The 17849-nt window shown below is 50.4% G+C and carries 13 protein-coding genes and 1 tRNA gene; 11 read left to right on the forward strand and 3 right to left on the reverse strand.

Going from position 1 to position 17849, the window contains the following annotated elements:
- Positions 1 to 148: 148 nt before the first annotated feature.
- The 7 genes from ACJJIC_RS10570 to ACJJIC_RS10600 all read left to right on the forward strand — a co-directional run bounded on the left by ACJJIC_RS10570 (position 149) and on the right by ACJJIC_RS10600 (position 9222).
- A tRNA-Leu gene (locus ACJJIC_RS10570) sits at positions 149 to 233 on the forward strand.
- A 183-nt stretch (positions 234 to 416) separates the two neighbouring features.
- The gene (tig, locus tag ACJJIC_RS10575) at positions 417 to 1730 is read left to right on the forward strand and encodes a trigger factor (protein ID WP_444885418.1); all 1314 of its coding nucleotides are present in this window, start codon (positions 417 to 419) and stop codon (positions 1728 to 1730) included.
- A 186-nt stretch (positions 1731 to 1916) separates the two neighbouring features.
- Positions 1917 to 2558: an ATP-dependent Clp endopeptidase proteolytic subunit ClpP gene (clpP, locus tag ACJJIC_RS10580; protein ID WP_252085379.1), complete on the forward strand. Its 642-nt coding sequence runs from the start codon at positions 1917 to 1919 to the stop codon at positions 2556 to 2558.
- Positions 2559 to 2722: 164 nt separating this feature from the next.
- Positions 2723 to 4009, forward strand: coding sequence for an ATP-dependent Clp protease ATP-binding subunit ClpX (gene clpX / locus ACJJIC_RS10585; RefSeq protein WP_252085380.1), 1287 nt, complete (start codon positions 2723 to 2725; stop codon positions 4007 to 4009).
- Between the two features lie 274 nt (positions 4010 to 4283).
- A complete protein-coding gene (lon, locus tag ACJJIC_RS10590; protein ID WP_252085381.1) occupies positions 4284 to 6689 on the forward strand; it encodes an endopeptidase La in 2406 nt (801 codons plus the stop codon).
- Positions 6690 to 6946: 257 nt separating this feature from the next.
- Positions 6947 to 7219, forward strand: a complete 273-nt coding sequence (gene hbs, locus ACJJIC_RS10595) for a non-specific DNA-binding protein Hbs (protein WP_067086576.1) — start codon at positions 6947 to 6949, stop codon at positions 7217 to 7219.
- Between the two features lie 119 nt (positions 7220 to 7338).
- Positions 7339 to 9222 (forward strand): SurA N-terminal domain-containing protein, encoded by a 1884-nt coding sequence (locus ACJJIC_RS10600; RefSeq protein ID WP_444910006.1) that lies wholly within the window; start codon positions 7339 to 7341, stop codon positions 9220 to 9222.
- Positions 9223 to 9315: 93 nt separating this feature from the next.
- Here ACJJIC_RS10600 and ACJJIC_RS10605 read toward each other — a convergent pair whose 3' ends face one another.
- Both ACJJIC_RS10605 and gloB read right to left on the reverse strand, forming a co-directional pair.
- Positions 9316 to 10872 carry a LysM peptidoglycan-binding domain-containing protein gene (locus tag ACJJIC_RS10605; protein ID WP_444910005.1) on the reverse strand — a complete coding sequence of 519 codons (1557 nt, stop codon included), beginning with the start codon at positions 10870 to 10872 and terminating at the stop codon, positions 9316 to 9318.
- A 203-nt stretch (positions 10873 to 11075) separates the two neighbouring features.
- A complete protein-coding gene (gene gloB / locus ACJJIC_RS10610; protein ID WP_444910004.1) occupies positions 11076 to 11858 on the reverse strand; it encodes a hydroxyacylglutathione hydrolase in 783 nt (260 codons plus the stop codon).
- A 223-nt stretch (positions 11859 to 12081) separates the two neighbouring features.
- On the opposite strand from gloB, the gene ACJJIC_RS10615 reads away from it, so the two are divergent.
- The 3 genes from ACJJIC_RS10615 to dnaQ are packed head-to-tail and all read left to right on the forward strand — an operon-like array spanning position 12082 to position 14100.
- A complete protein-coding gene (locus ACJJIC_RS10615; protein ID WP_444910003.1) occupies positions 12082 to 12870 on the forward strand; it encodes a class I SAM-dependent methyltransferase in 789 nt (262 codons plus the stop codon).
- Positions 12871 to 12920: 50 nt separating this feature from the next.
- Positions 12921 to 13352, forward strand: coding sequence for a ribonuclease HI (rnhA, locus tag ACJJIC_RS10620; protein ID WP_252085386.1), 432 nt, complete (start codon positions 12921 to 12923; stop codon positions 13350 to 13352).
- A gap of 19 nt (positions 13353 to 13371) precedes the next feature.
- Entirely contained in the window at positions 13372 to 14100 is a 729-nt protein-coding gene (gene dnaQ, locus ACJJIC_RS10625; RefSeq protein ID WP_252085387.1) for a DNA polymerase III subunit epsilon, read from the forward strand.
- Positions 14101 to 14213: 113 nt separating this feature from the next.
- Here the strand turns inward: dnaQ and nhaB are convergent, their stop codons facing one another.
- Positions 14214 to 15749 carry a sodium/proton antiporter NhaB gene (nhaB, locus tag ACJJIC_RS10630; RefSeq protein ID WP_444888921.1) on the reverse strand — a complete coding sequence of 512 codons (1536 nt, stop codon included), beginning with the start codon at positions 15747 to 15749 and terminating at the stop codon, positions 14214 to 14216.
- Positions 15750 to 16121: 372 nt separating this feature from the next.
- On the opposite strand from nhaB, the gene ACJJIC_RS10635 reads away from it, so the two are divergent.
- A complete protein-coding gene (locus tag ACJJIC_RS10635) occupies positions 16122 to 17831 on the forward strand; it encodes a FimL-related protein (protein WP_444910002.1) in 1710 nt (569 codons plus the stop codon).
- The last annotated feature ends 18 nt before the right edge of the window (positions 17832 to 17849 follow it).

Consider the following 17849-nt stretch of genomic DNA (forward strand, 5'->3'; position numbering starts at 1 on the left):
CGCCTTTCTGGCGCCTTTTTTATTTTTTTTCAGTAAAGTGTTGATGCCTTTAAAATGCTGTGGCACAATCTGCACCCCTTGTCGCGATGAGGTCTTAAAAAAGATCGAAACCCTATATATATCAATGGGTTAGCGGTAAGAGAGTTTCGGGGACGTGGTGAAATTGGTAGACACGCCAGATTTAGGTTCTGGTGCCGAAAGGTGTGGGAGTTCGAGTCTCCCCGTCCCCACCAAATCAAAAACCTTGAAGTCCGTGTGACTTACCCTGGAGGGGTGGGTGCGGGCTTCTTGTGTATTTGGCGGAAGCTCAAAATATTGTTTTGATGTTTCCCCATGAGGTTGCTGACTAAGTCTCGGTGACCCGGTATTCGTTGGCGCTGCGGCGCGATTAAAGAGATAGTCTCACGAGGATAAACATGCAGGTTTCCATCGAAACTACTTCCGGTCTGGAGCGTCGCTTAACGGTCAACTTGCCGGCGGAAGTCGTCGATAAAGAAGTGGACAAGCGCCTTCAGCAGGCGGCTAAGACTGTTCGTATAAACGGTTTCCGCAAAGGCAAGGTGCCGATGAAAGTTGTGCGTCAGCGCTTTGGTGCCGGCGTTCGCCAGGAAGTGCTCGGCGAGGTTATGAGCCGTTCCTTCTACGATGCGGTTCAGCAGGAAGAAGTTAAGCCTGCCGGTCAGCCAAGCATTGAGGCAAAGCAAACTGCAGCTGGCGAGAATCTGGAATACGTCGCCACTTTTGAAGTTTATCCAGAAGTAGAATTGGCCGATTTGGCTGAGGTTAGCGTTGAGCGTCCAGTTGCAGAAGTAACTGATGCGGATGTTAACAATATGGTTGATGTGCTGCGCAAACAGCAGTCTTCCTGGAAGGATACCAAGCGCAAGGCACAAAAAGGTGATCGTGTTGTGATCAACTTCTTGGGCCGTAAAGATGGCGAAGAGTTTGAAGGCGGTAAGGCCGAAGGTCACCAGTTGGTACTGGGCTCCGGCCAGATGATCCCCGGTTTTGAGGAAGGTATCCTCGGCATGAAGCCCGGTGAAGAGAAAGATCTGGACCTGACCTTCCCTGAAGACTACCAAGCTGAAGAGCTACGTGGTGCTGCGGTAACCTTCAATATTAAAGTTACCTCTTCTGAAAAGCCTGAGCTGCCCGAGCTGAATGAAGAATTCTTCGCTGCATATGGTGTTCAGGAGGGTGGAGAAGAGAAGTTCCGCGAAGAAGTTCGCGGTAACATGGAGCGTGAGCTGAAAAACGCAGCGCTGAACAAGGTTAAAACTCAGGTGATGGACCAGTTGTTTGAACAGCACCCGGTCGAATTGCCTTCTGCACTGGTCGCAGGTGAGGTTAGCACTCTGCGTGGACAAATGGTTCAGCAGTTTGGTGGCCAGATCAAAGCTGAAGATGCTGAGCGTATGTTGCCGGACACTATGTTCGAAGAACAGGCCAAGCGTCGTGTAGTTCTAGGTCTTGTTGTTGGTGAGATCGTTAAGAAAAACGAACTGTCTGTAGATGCTGACCTGGTGAAAGCTAAGGTTGAGGAGCTGGCTTCTACCTACCAGCAACCGGAAGAAGTGGTTGAATACTACTACAATAACCGCGAGCTACTCTCTGGAGTTGAATCGGTAGTTCTGGAAGATCAGGTTGTAGATTTTGTACTGAAGTCTGCAAAAGTCGAAGAAGTTAAAAGTACTTATGACGACGTGATCAAGCCGCAGAAGCAGGGTTAATTATCCCTTTATCTCCGAATGCATTGGCGCCCGCTTCAGTCGGGCGTCGTTGCATCTCCTTCCTTTTTACCGGCTGGCTTTATCCTGCCTGACCGGTTAAGCTCTGAAAACCTAATTTTCAGCACGGGCGCCTAGCGCTTGCATGCTGGCCTGCCGAACACGCCACAAAAGGAAGCAATGGTACCTATGGCACGAATCGATTATCCCCAAGCCTCAATTGACCCCTTAGCAACTGGTTTGGTGCCCATGGTGGTAGAACAAACTGCCAGGGGTGAGCGTTCCTTTGATATCTACTCACGTCTATTGAAGGAAAGGGTTATTTTCTTGGTTGGCCCTGTGGAAGACCACATGGCTAATCTGGTAGTTGCCCAGTTACTGTTTCTCGAAGCAGAAAATCCTGATAAAGACATTCATCTGTATATCAACTCCCCCGGTGGATCTGTAACTGCAGGTATGTCCATTTATGACACCATGCAGTTTATCAAGCCGGATGTGAGCACCATGTGTATTGGTCAGGCTTGCAGCATGGGAGCCTTCCTGTTGACGGCGGGAGCGCCAGGTAAGCGGTTTGCCACCCCTAACTCCCGGGTGATGATCCATCAGCCCAGTGGTGGCGCTCAAGGACAGGCTAGCGATATTCATATTCATGCTCAGGAAATCCTCAAAATTCGTCATCGCTTAAATGAGTTGATGGCCCACCATTCTGGCCGTCCGGTCAGTGATATTGAGAGAGATACTGAGCGTGACCACTTCCTGAGTGCCGATGAGGCGAAGGAGTATGGTCTAGTGGATGATGTACTTTCCCGCCGTCAGGCTCTTGAAAAGTAACACTATCAACAAAAATATTTTGCTAAAGGCGTGAAGAGAGAACCTGAGTTCTTTCAAAGTCATTTCTCAGGCAGAGGGGGCTTGAAAAAAACGCCAAGAGACAGCATCTTGCTGTAATAGCTGAATTAAAGGCCCTGGTAGGCCAGTGACCACGGAGTATTTTGATGACCGACAAAAGCAGCGGAGAAGATAGCGGCAAATTGCTGTACTGCTCCTTCTGTGGCAAAAGCCAGCAGGAGGTGCGGAAGCTGATTGCTGGGCCGTCAGTCTTTATCTGCGATGAGTGTGTCGAGCTCTGCACCGATATCATTCGCGAAGAGGTCCAGGAGACTGCGGAGGGCCCGGAGGGGCGCCTACCCACGCCGCGTGAAATCACCGAGATTTTGGATCAGTACGTGATTGGCCAGGAGAGGGCCAAGCGTGTCCTGGCGGTTGCGGTTTACAACCACTATAAGCGCCTGCGTAGTAAAACTGGCGTTAAAGGCAAAGATGATGTTGAGCTGAGCAAGTCCAACATTCTTCTGGTGGGTCCAACTGGTAGCGGTAAAACCCTGTTGGCTGAAACCCTTGCGCGGCTGCTGAACGTGCCGTTTACCATCGCCGATGCCACCACTCTTACTGAGGCTGGCTATGTCGGTGAGGATGTAGAAAATATCATCCAAAAGCTGCTGCAAAAGTGTGATTACGATGTTGAGAAGGCCCAGCAGGGAATTGTCTATATCGATGAAATTGACAAAATTTCACGTAAATCCGATAACCCATCCATCACCCGGGACGTCTCTGGTGAGGGTGTGCAGCAGGCACTGCTAAAACTGATTGAAGGTACTGTGGCTTCCGTTCCCCCTCAGGGCGGTCGTAAGCACCCGCAGCAGGAATTCCTGCAAGTGGATACCTCTAACATCCTGTTCATCTGTGGCGGTGCCTTTGCGGGCCTAGACAAGGTGATTCGCGATCGCTCAGAGAAGGGGGGGATTGGGTTTAGCGCTGAAGTGAAGTCTAAGGATGGAACCAGTAACTTTGGTGAAATTCTGCGTGACCTCGAACCAGAAGACCTGGTTCGCTATGGTCTTATACCAGAGTTTGTTGGGCGCCTGCCGGTTACCGCGACCCTGGAGGAGCTCGATCGCGAGGCTTTGGTGCAAATTCTCACTGAGCCGCGCAATGCTCTGACCAAGCAGTATGCAAAACTCTTCGAAATGGAAGATGTAGAGCTGGACTTCCGTCCAGACGCCTTGGATGCTGTGGCTACTAAGGCTATGGAGCGCAAAACTGGTGCCCGGGGACTTCGCTCTATCATGGAGTCGGTGTTACTGGAAACTATGTATGATATTCCATCTTCTGATGATGTCGCTAAGGTCGTTATCGATGAGGCGGTGATAAAGGGGGAGTCGGCACCGCTGTTGGTTTACGAAAGTGAAAGCCAGCCGCAAAAGGCGGCGCCAGAGGAATAACTCCCCATATTAAAAAGCCCCACTTGTGGGGCTTTTTTTATAGCCAATTGTTATTCAAATCTATCTTTTCTACCTGTTTGACATGCTTAACTACCAGCGGCCAGCCAGTATTCAGTTGAATTCGGCACAAATTGGTCGCGAGATTAGACTTGTATTCCGGGCTCTCCCCCCCCATCTCTAGCAACTGACGGGCGGTGGCCCAAATTAAGCTGTCAATTTCAACAGCAGCATGATGCCGCGCCAAATACCCAGTGATAGGGCCGAGAGGAGTTCTATGGATCAGTCATCCGACACCAAGCTTGAATATCCGTTATTGCCATTGCGCGATGTTGTTGTTTACCCCCACATGGTGATTCCGCTGTTCGTCGGCAGGGAAAAATCCATTGAGGCTCTGGAAGAGGCCATGCGCAGGGATAAGCAAGTGCTACTCGTAGCCCAGAGGAGAGCATCGGAAGATGACCCTGGCGCCGAGGACATCTATCGCGTTGGTACTATTGCCAGTGTTCTGCAGCTTCTCAAGCTTCCAGATGGCACTGTGAAAGTGCTTGTGGAAGGGGGGGAGAGGGTCAATATCCTCGATGTTGCCGAGCACGATAATCACTTTGAGGCTACTGTCGAGCCTATAGAAACTACTGAGCTGTCCGAGGGAGAGGCTGAAGCCTTGGTGCGCTCGGTTATGTCTCAGTTCGAGCAGTATGTCTCCATCAGTAAGAAGGTCCCCAATGAGGTTATTACCTCGCTGTCTGGCATTGATGAGCCGGGGCGCTTGGCGGATACCATCTCCGCGCACATGTCCCTCGAGCTGGCTCAGAAACAAGAGCTGCTGGAAACCTCCAATGTCAAAGAGCGGCTGGAGCATTTGCTCGGTTTGATGGATTCCGAGATCGACCTGATACAGGTGGAGAAGCGTATTCGCGGCCGTGTTAAGAAGCAGATGGAAAAGAGCCAGCGTGAGTACTACCTCAATGAGCAGATGAAGGCGATTCAAAAAGAATTGGGCGAAATTACCGAAGAGCCCAATGAAATTGAGGAGCTGGAAAACAAGATTGCAGATTCAGGAATGTCTGCAGAGGCGGAAAAGAAAACCCGTGCCGAACTGGCCAAGCTGAAAATGATGTCGCCCATGTCGGCAGAAGCATCGGTATTGCGTAGCTACATTGATTGGATGTTGAGCCTTCCTTGGAAAAAAGCTAGCCGCGTACGGCATGACTTGAAGAAAGCCGAAGAGATTCTCGAGAAGGAGCACTATGGCCTAGAAGAGGTGAAAGAGCGTATCCTCGAATATCTTGCTGTGCAAAAACGTGTCAAGAAAGTGAAGGGGCCGATCCTTTGTCTGGTTGGGCCTCCCGGGGTTGGTAAGACCTCACTCGGGCAGTCTATCGCTCGTGCGACTAACCGCCAGTATGTGCGTATGGCCCTTGGTGGCGTTCGTGATGAAGCAGAAATCCGCGGACATAGACGCACTTACATAGGTTCTCTACCAGGTAAGCTGGTACAGAAAATATCCAAAGTCGGCGTTAAGAATCCGCTTTTCCTGCTCGATGAGGTCGACAAAATGGGTATGGATCAGCGTGGTGACCCCGCGTCGGCCCTGCTCGAAGTACTTGATCCAGAGCAAAACAAGACATTTAACGACCATTACCTGGAAGTGGATTACGACCTTTCCGATGTGATGTTTGTGTGCACCTCAAACTCCATGAACATCCCCGGTCCCTTGCTGGATCGCATGGAGGTTATTCGTATCCCCGGTTATACCGAGGATGAGAAGCTCAACATTGCCCAGCGCTACCTGGTACCCAAGCAGCGTAAAGCCAATGGGTTGAAAGAGGATGAGCTGGAGCTTTCTGACCAGTCAATCCGGGATATCGTTCGTTACTACACTCGTGAAGCGGGTGTGCGGGGGCTCGACCGGGAAATTGCCAAAGTTTGCCGCAAGATTGTAACGGAGCATGTCCGTAATCCTTCGGACAAAAAAGCGATAGTGCAGCCTGAGGAACTGGAAGAGTTGTTGGGTGTGCGCAAGTTTGACTTTGGACGCGCCGAGGAAGAGAACAAGATCGGGATTGTTACCGGCCTAGCCTGGACAGAGGTGGGCGGTGAGCTTCTCAATATTGAGGCCTCTGCTGTTCCGGGTAAAGGGCGCATGATCAAGACCGGTTCTCTCGGCGATGTGATGCAGGAGTCTATTCAAGCTGCCTTGACAGTGGTGCGCTCGCGCTCCCAGGCGCTCGGTATTGGCCCTGATTTCCATGAAACAAGGGATATCCATATTCATGTTCCGGAAGGTGCAACGCCAAAAGATGGGCCCTCTGCGGGTATCGCCATGTGCACGGCGCTGGTTTCCGTACTGACCAATATTCCAGTTCGTTCGGATGTGGCAATGACCGGAGAAATCACCCTGAGGGGAGAAGTTTTACGAATTGGAGGTCTGAAGGAAAAGTTATTGGCAGCGCATCGGGGCGGTATAAAAACTGTGCTGATTCCTGCGGATAACGAGCGAGACTTGAAGGATATTCCCGACAATATTCTTCAGGATCTGGTGGTAAAACCGGTTAAATGGATTGATCAGGTTCTTGAGTTGGCGCTTGAGCACAAACCCGAGTCTCTTACTGATGAGGAATATTCTGCTTTGCAAAAGCAGGCTGAAGAGCGCTCACAGAGATCCGTTCAAACCCATTAATCGCATTCGGGGTGACAACTGTCACCCCGTAACAATTTACAAGACCAAAATCTAACCACAAAATTGATTTTTGTTGCCTGAGGTTTGTCTTACCGGCCGGAAACCCGCATGGTTCCTTGACCCGCTACCGGGCAGTTGGTATAAAACGGGCCTTATTTGGCCGGCGCTAAAATTGCCGGTGGTTAGAAAGTTACGAGTAGGGATGCCTTGCCTGAGGGCATGCCCTAAACATATTTAAAAGAACAGAGGGATTAAGCGTGAATAAGTCCGAACTGATTGAAGCTATTGCTGAGTCTGCAGATATTCCTAAAGCTGCAGCTGGCCGTGCTTTGGACGCAATGGTTGACAGCATTACTGATGCGCTTAAAAAAGGCGATCAGGTTGCCTTGGTGGGCTTTGGTACTTTTGCAGTAAAAGAGCGTGCAGCCCGCACTGGCCGCAACCCACGCACTGGCGACCCGATTGAAATTGCAGCGGCAAAAATTCCTAACTTCAAGGCCGGTAAAGCCCTGAAAGACGCCGTAAACTAAGTTTCGGTGAACTTCGAAACCTTGTAAAAGTCGAAGTGCAAAGAGGCGTGTCAATTTCGATACGCCTTTTTTGTATCTGCTAACAGTTGAACAATTAGAGTGAAAATTCGGAGCTGAGCATGCTTCAGTCCATGCGCGATAACCTGAAGGGAACGGCAGCCATTATTGTTGCGGCATTCTTTGGGTTCATTATGGTCATTGGGGGAATCGATTTTTTTACCGGTGCCAGTGGTGGTGCCACCGACGCGGTCGCCGAGGTCAATGGTGAAAAAATCACTAATATGGATTTGCAGCGGGCCATACAAAACCGCCGCAGTATGATCATGAGCCAATACGGAGAGGATGTTCCGGCGGACTTGATCAGTGATGAGCAGCTGCGTGAACCGGTTTTACGCCAATTGATTTCCACTTCAGTCATGCGCCAGGCTGCTCAGGAGAGTGGTATGGTGATGAGTACCGCTGCGGTTAATAAGGCGATTACCGATATTCCGGCCTTCCAGGTCAACGGTACCTTTAACACCCAGCTATATCGTGATGCCTTACGCCGTATGGGGTATAGCACAGCTAGTTTCCCGCAAATTGTTGAGGGCGATCTGTCTTTGCAACAATATGCGGATAGCGTTACTGCCAGTGCCTTTACCACCAAGGAAGACGCTGAGCAGATAGTTGCAGCCTCTATGGAAGAGCGCGACTTTTCCTACGTTGTGTTGCCTGTGCAGGAGTTATTGGCCTCTACAGACGTTAGTGATGCTGAAGTTGAGCAGTATTACCAAGCCAACCAGAGTCAATACCAGCGGCCTGAGCAGGTAGCGGTTGAGTATATTGAGCTGACTCCGGAGGTTTTTGCCTCCAACATTGATATCTCTGAAGAGGATGTTCGCGCTCAATATGACCTGGAGCTTGCTAATTTTGGTTCTGATCTTCGCCGTCGTGCAGCGCATATTCTTTTGGAAGATGCAGATCAGGAAAAATTGAATGAAATTCAGGTGAAACTCGACGCCGGTGAAGATTTTGCTGAACTGGCCAAAAGTTACTCGGAGGATATTGGTTCCCGTGATGAAGGGGGAGACCTCGGCTTCACTACTGGCGATGTATTCCCGCAAGCTTTTGAAGAGGCCCTTGCTTCTCTGGAAGTTGGTCAGGTTTCTGCTCCAGTTACCACTGATAGTGGCACTCATTTTATTAAGCTCTTAGAAGTGGAAGAGAGTGAGCCGCCGGTCTTTGAAGAGCGTAAGAGCGCTATTGAAAATCAGTTGCGTACTGCGGCAGCGGAAAGAGAGTTTCTGGATGCTCTGAGTCGCTTGGCAGATCTGGCCTACAATGCTGAAAGCTTGGCAGGCCCGGCTGAGGAATTAGGGGTATCCTTACAAACTAGCGGTCTTTTCTCTCGCTCAAATGGTAGTGGGGTACTGGCTAATGGCCAGGTAGTAGAGGCTGCTTTTTCTCCAGAGGTGATGGAGGACGGCAATACCTCTGATGTGCTGAATCTCAATAATGAGCATTCTGTCGTTTTGCGAGTGACTGACTCCAAGCCTGCAGGTATTTACCCGCTGGAAGAGGTGCGCCAGCAGATTGTTGACGTTCTGAAGCGTGACAAGGCGAGCGCTCAGCTTGCCCAAAAGGCGGAAAACTTGAAAGAAAGTTTGGCAGCTGGCGGTGATTTTGCTGAGCTGGCCCAGGAGCAGGGCTTGACACTGGAGGCTAGTGATAAGACTCGTCGAGGTGGTTTCGGTGAGCGCGCTGAGATCAATAGCAAAGCTTTCTCTATGCCTGTGCCTACGGCAGGTTCTGATGAGTTGGCTGTTTTTGCAGTGAGCAACGGCAACCAGATTGTTTTGGCATTGCGTGATGTGCGTCCAGGCGACCTCTCCCAGCAGAGTAAGGAGCAGCGCCGAGCCTTGATGCAGCAGTTAGCATCAGTGAATGGTGGTGCAGAATTGGCTGCAATTCGCCGTTACCTGTCTGATCAGGCCAAAGTGGAGCTTAGTTCTACAGGCGAATAGCAGGTAAGCCTGTATAGGCCGGTCAATTTGGCCAATAAAAAACCCGGCTTTTGCCGGGTTTTTTATTGGGGTTAATACCGCTTGGAAAAAAGATTAGCTGTTATGTGCACTATCGACGAAGAGAGTTAAACGCTGGCCGGGTTGTAGATATTTTGACTTGGGAATTTTGTTCCATCGCAAAATATCGTCGATTTTGATACTGAACTTATTGGCAATTCGGTAGAGGGAGTCTCCGCTTCTTACCTTGTATGAGAGTTTGCGAGTGGTACGGTTGCTGCTACCTGAATCCCCATTGTAGGCAACCAGTGTCCGGCCTGGGCGAAGGGTGTCCCCTGGCGCCATGCTATTCCAATGAGCGAGCTTCTTGACGCTCACTTTCAGTTTGCGCGAGATCGCCCAAAGGCTGTCACCGGGTTGTACTGTGTAGCTCGACCTCTGCCCTTGGCCAGTAGCTTGGCGCTGTTTCACTCTCTGGTCTACGGTATACGCATACTGGCCCTCTGGACCAGAGGCGCTAGGGATAAGTAGGGTTTTACCCGCGCGAATATTGTTGTTTCGCAGCTTGTTGGCTTCACGAATGGCTGAGATGGTTGTCTGATAGCGCCGCGCGATGGTAGAAAGTGTATCTCCCCGGGCGATAGTATAGCGTTCCCAGGTCACGCGTTGCTCTACGGGCAGTTCTTCCAAGGCCGACTCAAAGCGCTCTAGGCTTTCTACTGGAATAAGCAGGTGGTGATTGCCATTGGGGTCAGTGGCCCATCGGTTAAACCCGGGGTTGAGTAGATAAAGCTCATCCAGCTCGATTTGAGCAAGCTCTGCGGCTTGGGAAAGATCTATCTGGCTGCCAACGTTGACGCGGGCATAGTAGGGTTCGTTAGCGACTTCGTGTAGAGGTACCTTGTAATGCTCTGGGCGGGATACTACCTCAGCAAGTGCTAGGAGCTGTGGTACATAGCGTTTTGTTTCGCGCGGTAGCTTGATTTCCCAGAAAGAAGTTCCTTGTCCTCTGCGGCGGTTGCGCTCTATTGCGCGACGCACAGTTCCTTCCCCAGCATTGTAAGCTGCTAGAGTAAGCTCCCAGTCGCCATCAAAACGCTCGAATAAGTATTTGAAGTATTTTACGGCTGCGCGAGTCGATTCATGTACATCTCGGCGTCCGTCATACCACCAATTTTGCTGGAGGCCGAAAGAGCGACCGGTTGCGGGGATAAATTGCCACATTCCGGAGGCTTGTGCATGAGAGTAAGCAAAGGGATCGTAGGCGCTCTCCACTATAGGCAATAAGGCGAGCTCAAGAGGCATATTTGCCTGCTCTAACTCCTCTGCAACATGAAAGATATAGCGGCGAGACCTCTCTGTAACCCGCGACATATAGCCTTCATTACGAGAGAAATAAGCAATGTAATCCCGCACCTTCGGATCTTCGGTGCGGTGATTGAGGCGAAATCCCCGGCGCAGGCGCTCCCAGATATCTGTAGGGGGCGGGGTTGCTTCCGTGGAAATAGGGGAAGATATCTCAAGGTTATTTGCAGGGCTGGTTTCTTGCGTCTGCTGACTTTCGCTATCGGGAGATGAGCCAGTCTCAGGTATTTGCGAGCAAGCTCCAACCGTAGCGGCCAGCAATGCTGCGGCAAAATTCTTATGAACCATGTTTGATATCCGCGAGTAATTCTTTTAATTCCCACTCAGCTCGCGCGAAGGCGCTTATTTTTTGCTAACACTGAGCATTGGATCATAGCCTTCTGATTCTAATTAGTGGGAATAGTTTCGGTCAATGTAGATGGATAAAAAACAGACAGTATTTGAGGGCGCTAAGCTGCTGGTCGTGACTTATGGGGTTATGGCCACCTCTATTAGAAATGGTCTTTCCAGTCGCGAAGGCTGGAAAATATTTCAACTTCACTGAGCTCTTCGGAAGTTTCCCGCCCCAGATGATGGGCACCACTTTGAGCAACCTCTGGAAATTGGCAGCGCAAGAAAGGGTTTGTTGCCAGTTCCTCGGAAATGCTGGTAGGCAGGGTCGGCTCGCCGGATTGCCGCAAGGTTTGGGTGTGGGCTAGTCGTTCACTAACCGCAGTATTTCCAGGCTCTACAGTATGGGCAAACCGAAGGTTGCCGAGCGTGTATTCATGGGCACAGTAAACAAGGGTATGTTTTGGTAGTTTGGTTAGCATTTGTAGGGAATTGAGCATCTGCTCTGGGGTTCCCTCAAATATGCGGCCACAGCCGGCGGCAAAAAGTGTATCGCCACAAAATAGATGAGGCTGCTGACTGCCGCTGGCAGATTCCTCTTTCAGAATTATCGCTAAGTGGTCCAGGGTGTGGCCGGGAATACCCCAGACTTCAGCTGGTAGTCCTAGCAGTAAAAATGTATCCCCGTCGGCAATTGGATTGGTTACTCCTTTGATGGATTCGGGGCCGAACACTGGGCATTCATAATGCTTGTGCAGTGTTTTGATGCCGCCTGTATGATCATAATGATGATGAGTAATTAAAATGCCACTTAGGGGGGCTTCCCCTAAGGTCTTGATTACCGGCTCGGCTTCACCGGGATCGACGACCCAGTGCTCACCATCCTTCTCAAGATGCCAGATATAGTTGTCATTCAATGCGGGAATGGGGGTTACGGAGAGCATATTTGTTCTGCCTGCCAACTCAATGCCGGAACGATATCATGGATATTAACCGAAAGGTGTAGAGGAGGGTGCTTACCTAGCAGCAAGCTTTCTATAGTGTCTCGTAAATGAATGATCGACATGATGTTAAACTGCATAGCATTTAGAGCTAACCACCATAAAGGATGGCTACGGGAGTGCAGGATAATCAATTTGATTTCTGCCTGGTTCTTAAGGAGAGTGAATGACTGATAAGTCCAGTTCTCGTGAGTCGATAGAGTCATCGCTATTGCGCAAAGCCAGTCCGGCCCTTTCTCACTGGTTTTCAAGCAGTCTAGGGCAGGAGATTCTTTCTCAGCAATTGGCGCTGACCCAGCCTTTGGTTGAAGGATTCTTTGGTTATCATCTATTGCAGGCGGGGGTTACTGATGCCGTAGATTTTGCCGCTTCTAGCCGTATTAATCATTGCTTTCGCTTGGCGGTTTGCCCGGAGCAGCAAGGGGCGGCTATTGTAGAGATGGAACACCTGCCACTCCCCTCTGAGTCAATTGATGTGGTCCTTTTACATCATTTGCTGGACTTTTCCACTCATCCCCATCAAATTTTGCGTGAAGCGGCGCGAGTACTGATACCTGGCGGTCACATGCTGCTAATGGGATTCAATCCCTTTTCTTTGTTGGGTCTATCACGCCTGTTATTTTCACGTGGAGCCTATCAAAAAGGCAATCAATTGAGGGCAGCCAGGATTGCTGACTGGATGAACCTACTGGATCTCCAGGCTGAACAGATGCATCGAGGCTTCTTCCGCCTGCCTTTACAGCAACGTGAGCTACTCGCTAAGTCGGCCTGGATGGAGAGGCTCGCTAACCGCCTGCGCTTGCCTTGGGGTGGCTTTTACATCATAGTCGCGCGCAAAGAAGTGGCGCGGGTGCGGACAATCAAGATAGATTGGCGCACTGAGCGGAAGCCTGCCCTGGTAGCAACACCTACAAGTCCCCGTGTCGCTGCACGGGGAAAACATCAGAAGCGATAGCTCTGGGGTAGTCTCCAGAAGCTGATTTACTCCTATTTCTGGCACTGATTTTGAAACAAATTACTATCTACACAGATGGCGCCTGTCGTGGCAACCCGGGTCCAGGTGGCTGGGGAGCTCTACTGGTTTATGGCGAGCATGAAAAAGAGTTATGTGGAGGGGAGTCCCATACCACCAATAACCGTATGGAGCTGATGGCTGCGATCAAGGCATTGGAAGCCCTGAAGCAACCCTGTGAAGTTGAATTACATACCGATTCCCAATATCTAAGGCAGGGGATCACTGGTTGGATCAATAACTGGAAAAAGAATGGTTGGAAGACGGCGAGTAAAAAGCCAGTAAAAAATGCCGATCTCTGGCGTCAGTTGGATGAGGGTGTTGCCAGGCACCAGGTCGAGTGGCACTGGGTGAAGGGCCATGCTGGCCACCCTGGAAATGAGCGGGCTGACCAGTTAGCCAATCGTGGTATAGATGAGCTGTAATTCTGACGGGGAGTGAGTTATGCGCCAGGTTGTACTGGACACCGAAACTACCGGCCTAGACCCCAAGAATGGCCACCGAATTATTGAAATAGGCTGTGTGGAGCTTGAAAACCGTAAGCTTACAGGGCGTCATTATCATCAATATATAAACCCTCAGCGGCAGGTTGATGATGGGGCGATTGAAGTTCACGGTATCACCAACGAGTTCCTTGCGGATAAGCCCGTTTTTGCGCAGATCGCCGACGAATTTATGGCTTTCTGCGAGGGCGCTGAGCTCGTTATTCACAACGCCCCGTTTGATGTTGGCTTTATTAATGCCGAGCTAAAGTTGTTGGGCAGTCCACGCTGGCAGCATGTGAATGCTCATTGCAGTGTGTTGGATACTCTGGCCCTTGCGCGAGAAAAGCACCCTGGTCAAAAGAACAACCTGGATGCGTTGTGTAAACGTTATTTCGTCGATAATTCACAGCGAGATCTGCATGGCGCTCTGCTAGATGCGGAGATACTTGCTGACGTCTACCTGATGATGACTGGAGGCCAAACCGATTTGGGGTTGGCTCAGGGGGGCGATGGGCAAAGCTCTGAGGAGAGTGAGCAGGCAAAGGGGGAGAGTGTATCATCGGTAATTCGCAGGCTTCCGCAGAATCGGCCCTCTCTCAGGGTAATCCAGGCTTCGGGACATGAGCAGGAAGCGCACCTGTCTATGCTTGAACTGTTGCAGAAATCTGCTGGGAAGCACTTCTGGTAAACAATAAAAAAGCCCGCTAAGCGGGCTTTTTTATTGTTGGTTACTCTTCTTATCATTGGGCCATAGCTTTGGGGCTTCCGGCTAATACTGGGTATTTGCCGGCGAATTATTCTCTAGAGAGTGTAAACCACACAAAACAGGGCCACAGCACTGAGTACTAATGTATAGGGTAGGGCCATAATCACCATGCGGCCGTAGGATAGGCGGATGAGGGGCGCAAGGGCCGACGTCAGAAGAAATAGGAATGCCGCCTGGCCATTAGGTGTGGCAACACTCGGTAAGTTGGTGCCGGTATTGATGGCAATTGCTAGTTTGTCGAAGTGCTCCCGAGTTATATCGCCAGCAACGAGAGCCGATTTAACTTCATTGATATATACGGTGGCGACAAACACGTTATCACTGATCATGGATAGAATACCGTTGGCAACAAACAGTAAAGCCGGTTGTTGTTCAGGCTTTTGCGATAGTACGAAGTGAGTCACGGGTTCAAATAGATGTTGTTGATGAATGACTGCAACAATCGCGAAGAACACAACTAAAAGTGCAGTAAAAGGCAGCGCTTCTTCAAAGGCATGGCCGATACGAGCTTCTTGAACCACCCCATTAAAGGCCGTTAGCAATACAATAATCATCAGGCCAATCATGCCAACTTCTGCAACGTGGAAGGCCAGGGCGAATACTAGAACTAGTGCAACAATACCCTGTATCCAGAGCTCAGCAACCTGGGCGCTGGTACGTTTGCTTTCTTCTTCCTTGGAGAAGTTTACTAAAACTTCCCTAACCGCTAGGGGAAGCTGTACACCGTAACCGAATACCTTGGTTTTTTCCAAGACTACGCAAGTTATTAGTCCGGCAAACAGGGTGGGGATGGTCACTGGAGCCATTTGTAGGAAAAACTGCACAAATTCCCATCCGGCTTTCTCGGCAATGAGGAGATTTTGCGGCTCGCCCACTAAGGTACACACTCCGCCGAGTGCGGTACCGACAGCGCCGTGCATGATCAGGCTGCGCAAGTAGGCCCGGAACTGATCTAAATCCTCACGGTGATACTCGACCACATGCTCATCGTTGGAGTGATCGTGACTGTGGTGGTGATGGGGTTGTTGTGATGCAACCCGGTGGTATACCGAATAAAAGCCAACAGCAACGGCAATCAAAACAGCTGTTACGGTAAGTGCATCCAAAAAGGCGGAAAGCACAGCTGCCACTGCACAGAATAATAGTGACAATAGGCTTTTAGAATTTACATGAATAAGGATCTTGGTAAAGACAAATAGTAACAGGCTCTTCATAAAGTAGATGCCTGCCACCATAAACATTAGCAACAAGATAACTTCTATATTCTCTACTACCTCGTGGTAAACCGCATCAGTACTGGTCATGCCCATCAACACGGCTTCGATTGCAAGCAGTCCGCCTGGTTGCAATGGGTAGCATTTTAAAGCCATGGCCAGGGTAAAAATAAATTCCCCGATTAGCACCCAGCCGGTGATGAAGGGGCCGCTGACATAGAGTAGGAGAGGGTTTAAAAGTAGGAAGGCGGCGATGGTTAATTTGTACCAGTCCGGAGCCTCACCGAGAAAATTATCTGCAAAAGCCCGGCCAAAACCGCTTCCAGACGCGGTAATTGCATTGTTGTAGGTGTTCATCATTTACTTCCATGGTTTACCCAGTTAAGGGCCAAATTGGAGTGTTGGAATTGATTGGCGAATAGCAGTGATGTGCCTACTCCCCTGTCTCTTCCCCTTGCGGCAAAGCTGTTAATTTTTGTACTGGTTGTTTTTTGTGCGCAAGAACAAAATGCGTACAGACGCAAATATCAAAATAGCAAACGCTACTGGGTTTTCCGGAAAATTCAAGTAATTTAGGGCTGTCTGCCTTATTGCCGGGGGTTTTGTCGAATATTCGGTGGAATTTGTCTGCGGAAAGGTGGACTCTTTTCGCTATTGGTATAAATTGCCGTTTATTAGGCCTACTCCACAGGAGTTGGTTGTTTTTTGTTCGGTTACAGGAAGAATGTAGTGGTGCAGGCAAAAAGTGAATTGCGCAAGATCAACATCACTTCTGTCAATGTAGTCAAGGACGAGCTGGTTGTTGCAATAGACAATGCCGCCGCTCACCTGGATAAATTTGCAGCAGATACCACCCAGAAACAGTCTTTGGAGCAGTGTGTCGCTGTTCTTAGGCAAGTGAGTGGAGTGCTGCAAATGGTGCAACTCCATGCGGGTGAATTGCTAGCGCAGGAAAAGATCGCCGCTTTGACCGAGGTGCTGGAGGGGCGCCAACAGCCCACAGAAGAGCTGATGGAAGCCTTGGGTACGGGTTTTTATGTGCTGGGTCGTTATCTTGACTTCGTGCAAAACCGAGCGATTGCGCGCCCAGAGCTGTTAATACCTTTTATTAACAATTTACGTGCGGCGCGTTCCGAGCCTCCTGTGCCAGAGAGTCACTTTTTTAGCTGTAATCTAAGTGCTTCGATACCTGGCCTGGGGGCTTCGGCGGTAATGTCCGAAGACCTTCGCAGTTTTGTGCGCAGATTTCGTCATATGTACCAAGTTGGTTTATTGGCGCTGTTGCGTGGAAAGCCTAGGGGGCCCGCTTTCACGATGATGGCGCGAGCGCTAGAGCGTATTGCCAGTATTACCACAGGCCGCCCCAATGGGCGCCTGTGGCTGGTGGCTGGAGCGGCACTTGGCGGCATGGCTGCGGCTGAAATGCGGATCAGCCGTTCGCGGGTGATGGTTTTCAGTATGTTTGACCGCTGGCTGCGTGCATTACAGAAAGAGTGTGATACGGCCCTGGATCAACCGGCTCCGCCAATTCTTTTAAAAGAATGTATCTATTGGCTGGCTCTTTCACGCCCTGATAAAAGCGGAGAGAAACTGCTTGAAGCTTTTTCTGCGGAGGAACTCGAATACACTGAGGATGAACTGGAAAGAGAGCGCGCAAGCCTCGGCGGCCCTGGTGCAACGGCTATTGCTGCAGTTGCGGGTGCCCTTGATGAAGAATTGTCTAGTGTGCGGAGAATGCTCGATGATATCGAGATGATCGGTGGATCGGGTATTGATGAAGATGATGGCCTGACTACTACTCTGCAAAAGGTTGCCGGCACCTTACAAATGCTTAATTTCAGGCGGATTGGGGAGAGCCTGCGTAATGCCATAGCTGAATACCAGAGCGCAGCAGGTGCTGGTGGCTCCGTTGCGGATGCAGCGTTGCAAAAGCTCACAGGCCAAGTGCTAATGGTAGATAGTACTGTGCGGGCGCTCAAGCAAAGCACCAGTATTGATCTTGATGAGTACGGTCATGCGGATATTGCATTTGAGTGCAGCCAGTTGGCCGAGGCCGAGGTGGCAGTACTTAAAGAGGCGGAAGCGGGCCTTGCCCTCATCAAGCGAGCGCTGGCGGCCTATGCAGACTCTGGTTTTGATCACGGGCATATCCGCAATGTCTCCACCACTTTAAATTCCGTTCGAGGGGGGCTGATTGTGCTCAACCTCCGCCGTGCCGCAGCTGTGGTTGAAGGTTTGCTGAACTTTGTTGAAAGCTCGGTGGATAGGCATGATGCGGCTCCTGAGGTGGAGCAGCTGCTGGATATTTTTGCCGATGCGATTATTAGCCTGGAATACTACCTAGGCGAAGTAAAGCTACATCGACAGGCAGATGTTCAATCTCTGAATCTCGCAGTGGAGAGCTTGGCAGCGCTAGGTTGTCCTGTTGAAACGGCCTAACTTGAGAAAGGAGTCACT

This window comes from Microbulbifer mixtoriginis (SeqCode) (assembly GCF_052468275.1).

Excerpts from the sequence above, each read along its gene's own strand:
- tig (WP_444885418.1), top strand. The coding sequence starts at position 417 with ATGCAGGTTTCCATCGAAACTACTTCCGGTCTGGAGCGTCGCTTAACG.
- clpP (WP_252085379.1), top strand. The coding sequence starts at position 1,917 with ATGGCACGAATCGATTATCCCCAAGCCTCAATTGACCCCTTAGCAACT.
- clpX (WP_252085380.1), top strand. The coding sequence starts at position 2,723 with ATGACCGACAAAAGCAGCGGAGAAGATAGCGGCAAATTGCTGTACTGC.
- lon (WP_252085381.1), top strand. The coding sequence starts at position 4,284 with ATGGATCAGTCATCCGACACCAAGCTTGAATATCCGTTATTGCCATTG.
- ACJJIC_RS10600 (WP_444910006.1), top strand. The coding sequence starts at position 7,339 with ATGCTTCAGTCCATGCGCGATAACCTGAAGGGAACGGCAGCCATTATT.
- ACJJIC_RS10605 (WP_444910005.1), bottom strand. The coding sequence starts at position 10,872 with ATGGTTCATAAGAATTTTGCCGCAGCATTGCTGGCCGCTACGGTTGGA.
- gloB (WP_444910004.1), bottom strand. The coding sequence starts at position 11,858 with ATGCTCTCCGTAACCCCCATTCCCGCATTGAATGACAACTATATCTGG.
- ACJJIC_RS10615 (WP_444910003.1), top strand. The coding sequence starts at position 12,082 with ATGACTGATAAGTCCAGTTCTCGTGAGTCGATAGAGTCATCGCTATTG.
- dnaQ (WP_252085387.1), top strand. The coding sequence starts at position 13,372 with ATGCGCCAGGTTGTACTGGACACCGAAACTACCGGCCTAGACCCCAAG.
- nhaB (WP_444888921.1), bottom strand. The coding sequence starts at position 15,749 with ATGAACACCTACAACAATGCAATTACCGCGTCTGGAAGCGGTTTTGGC.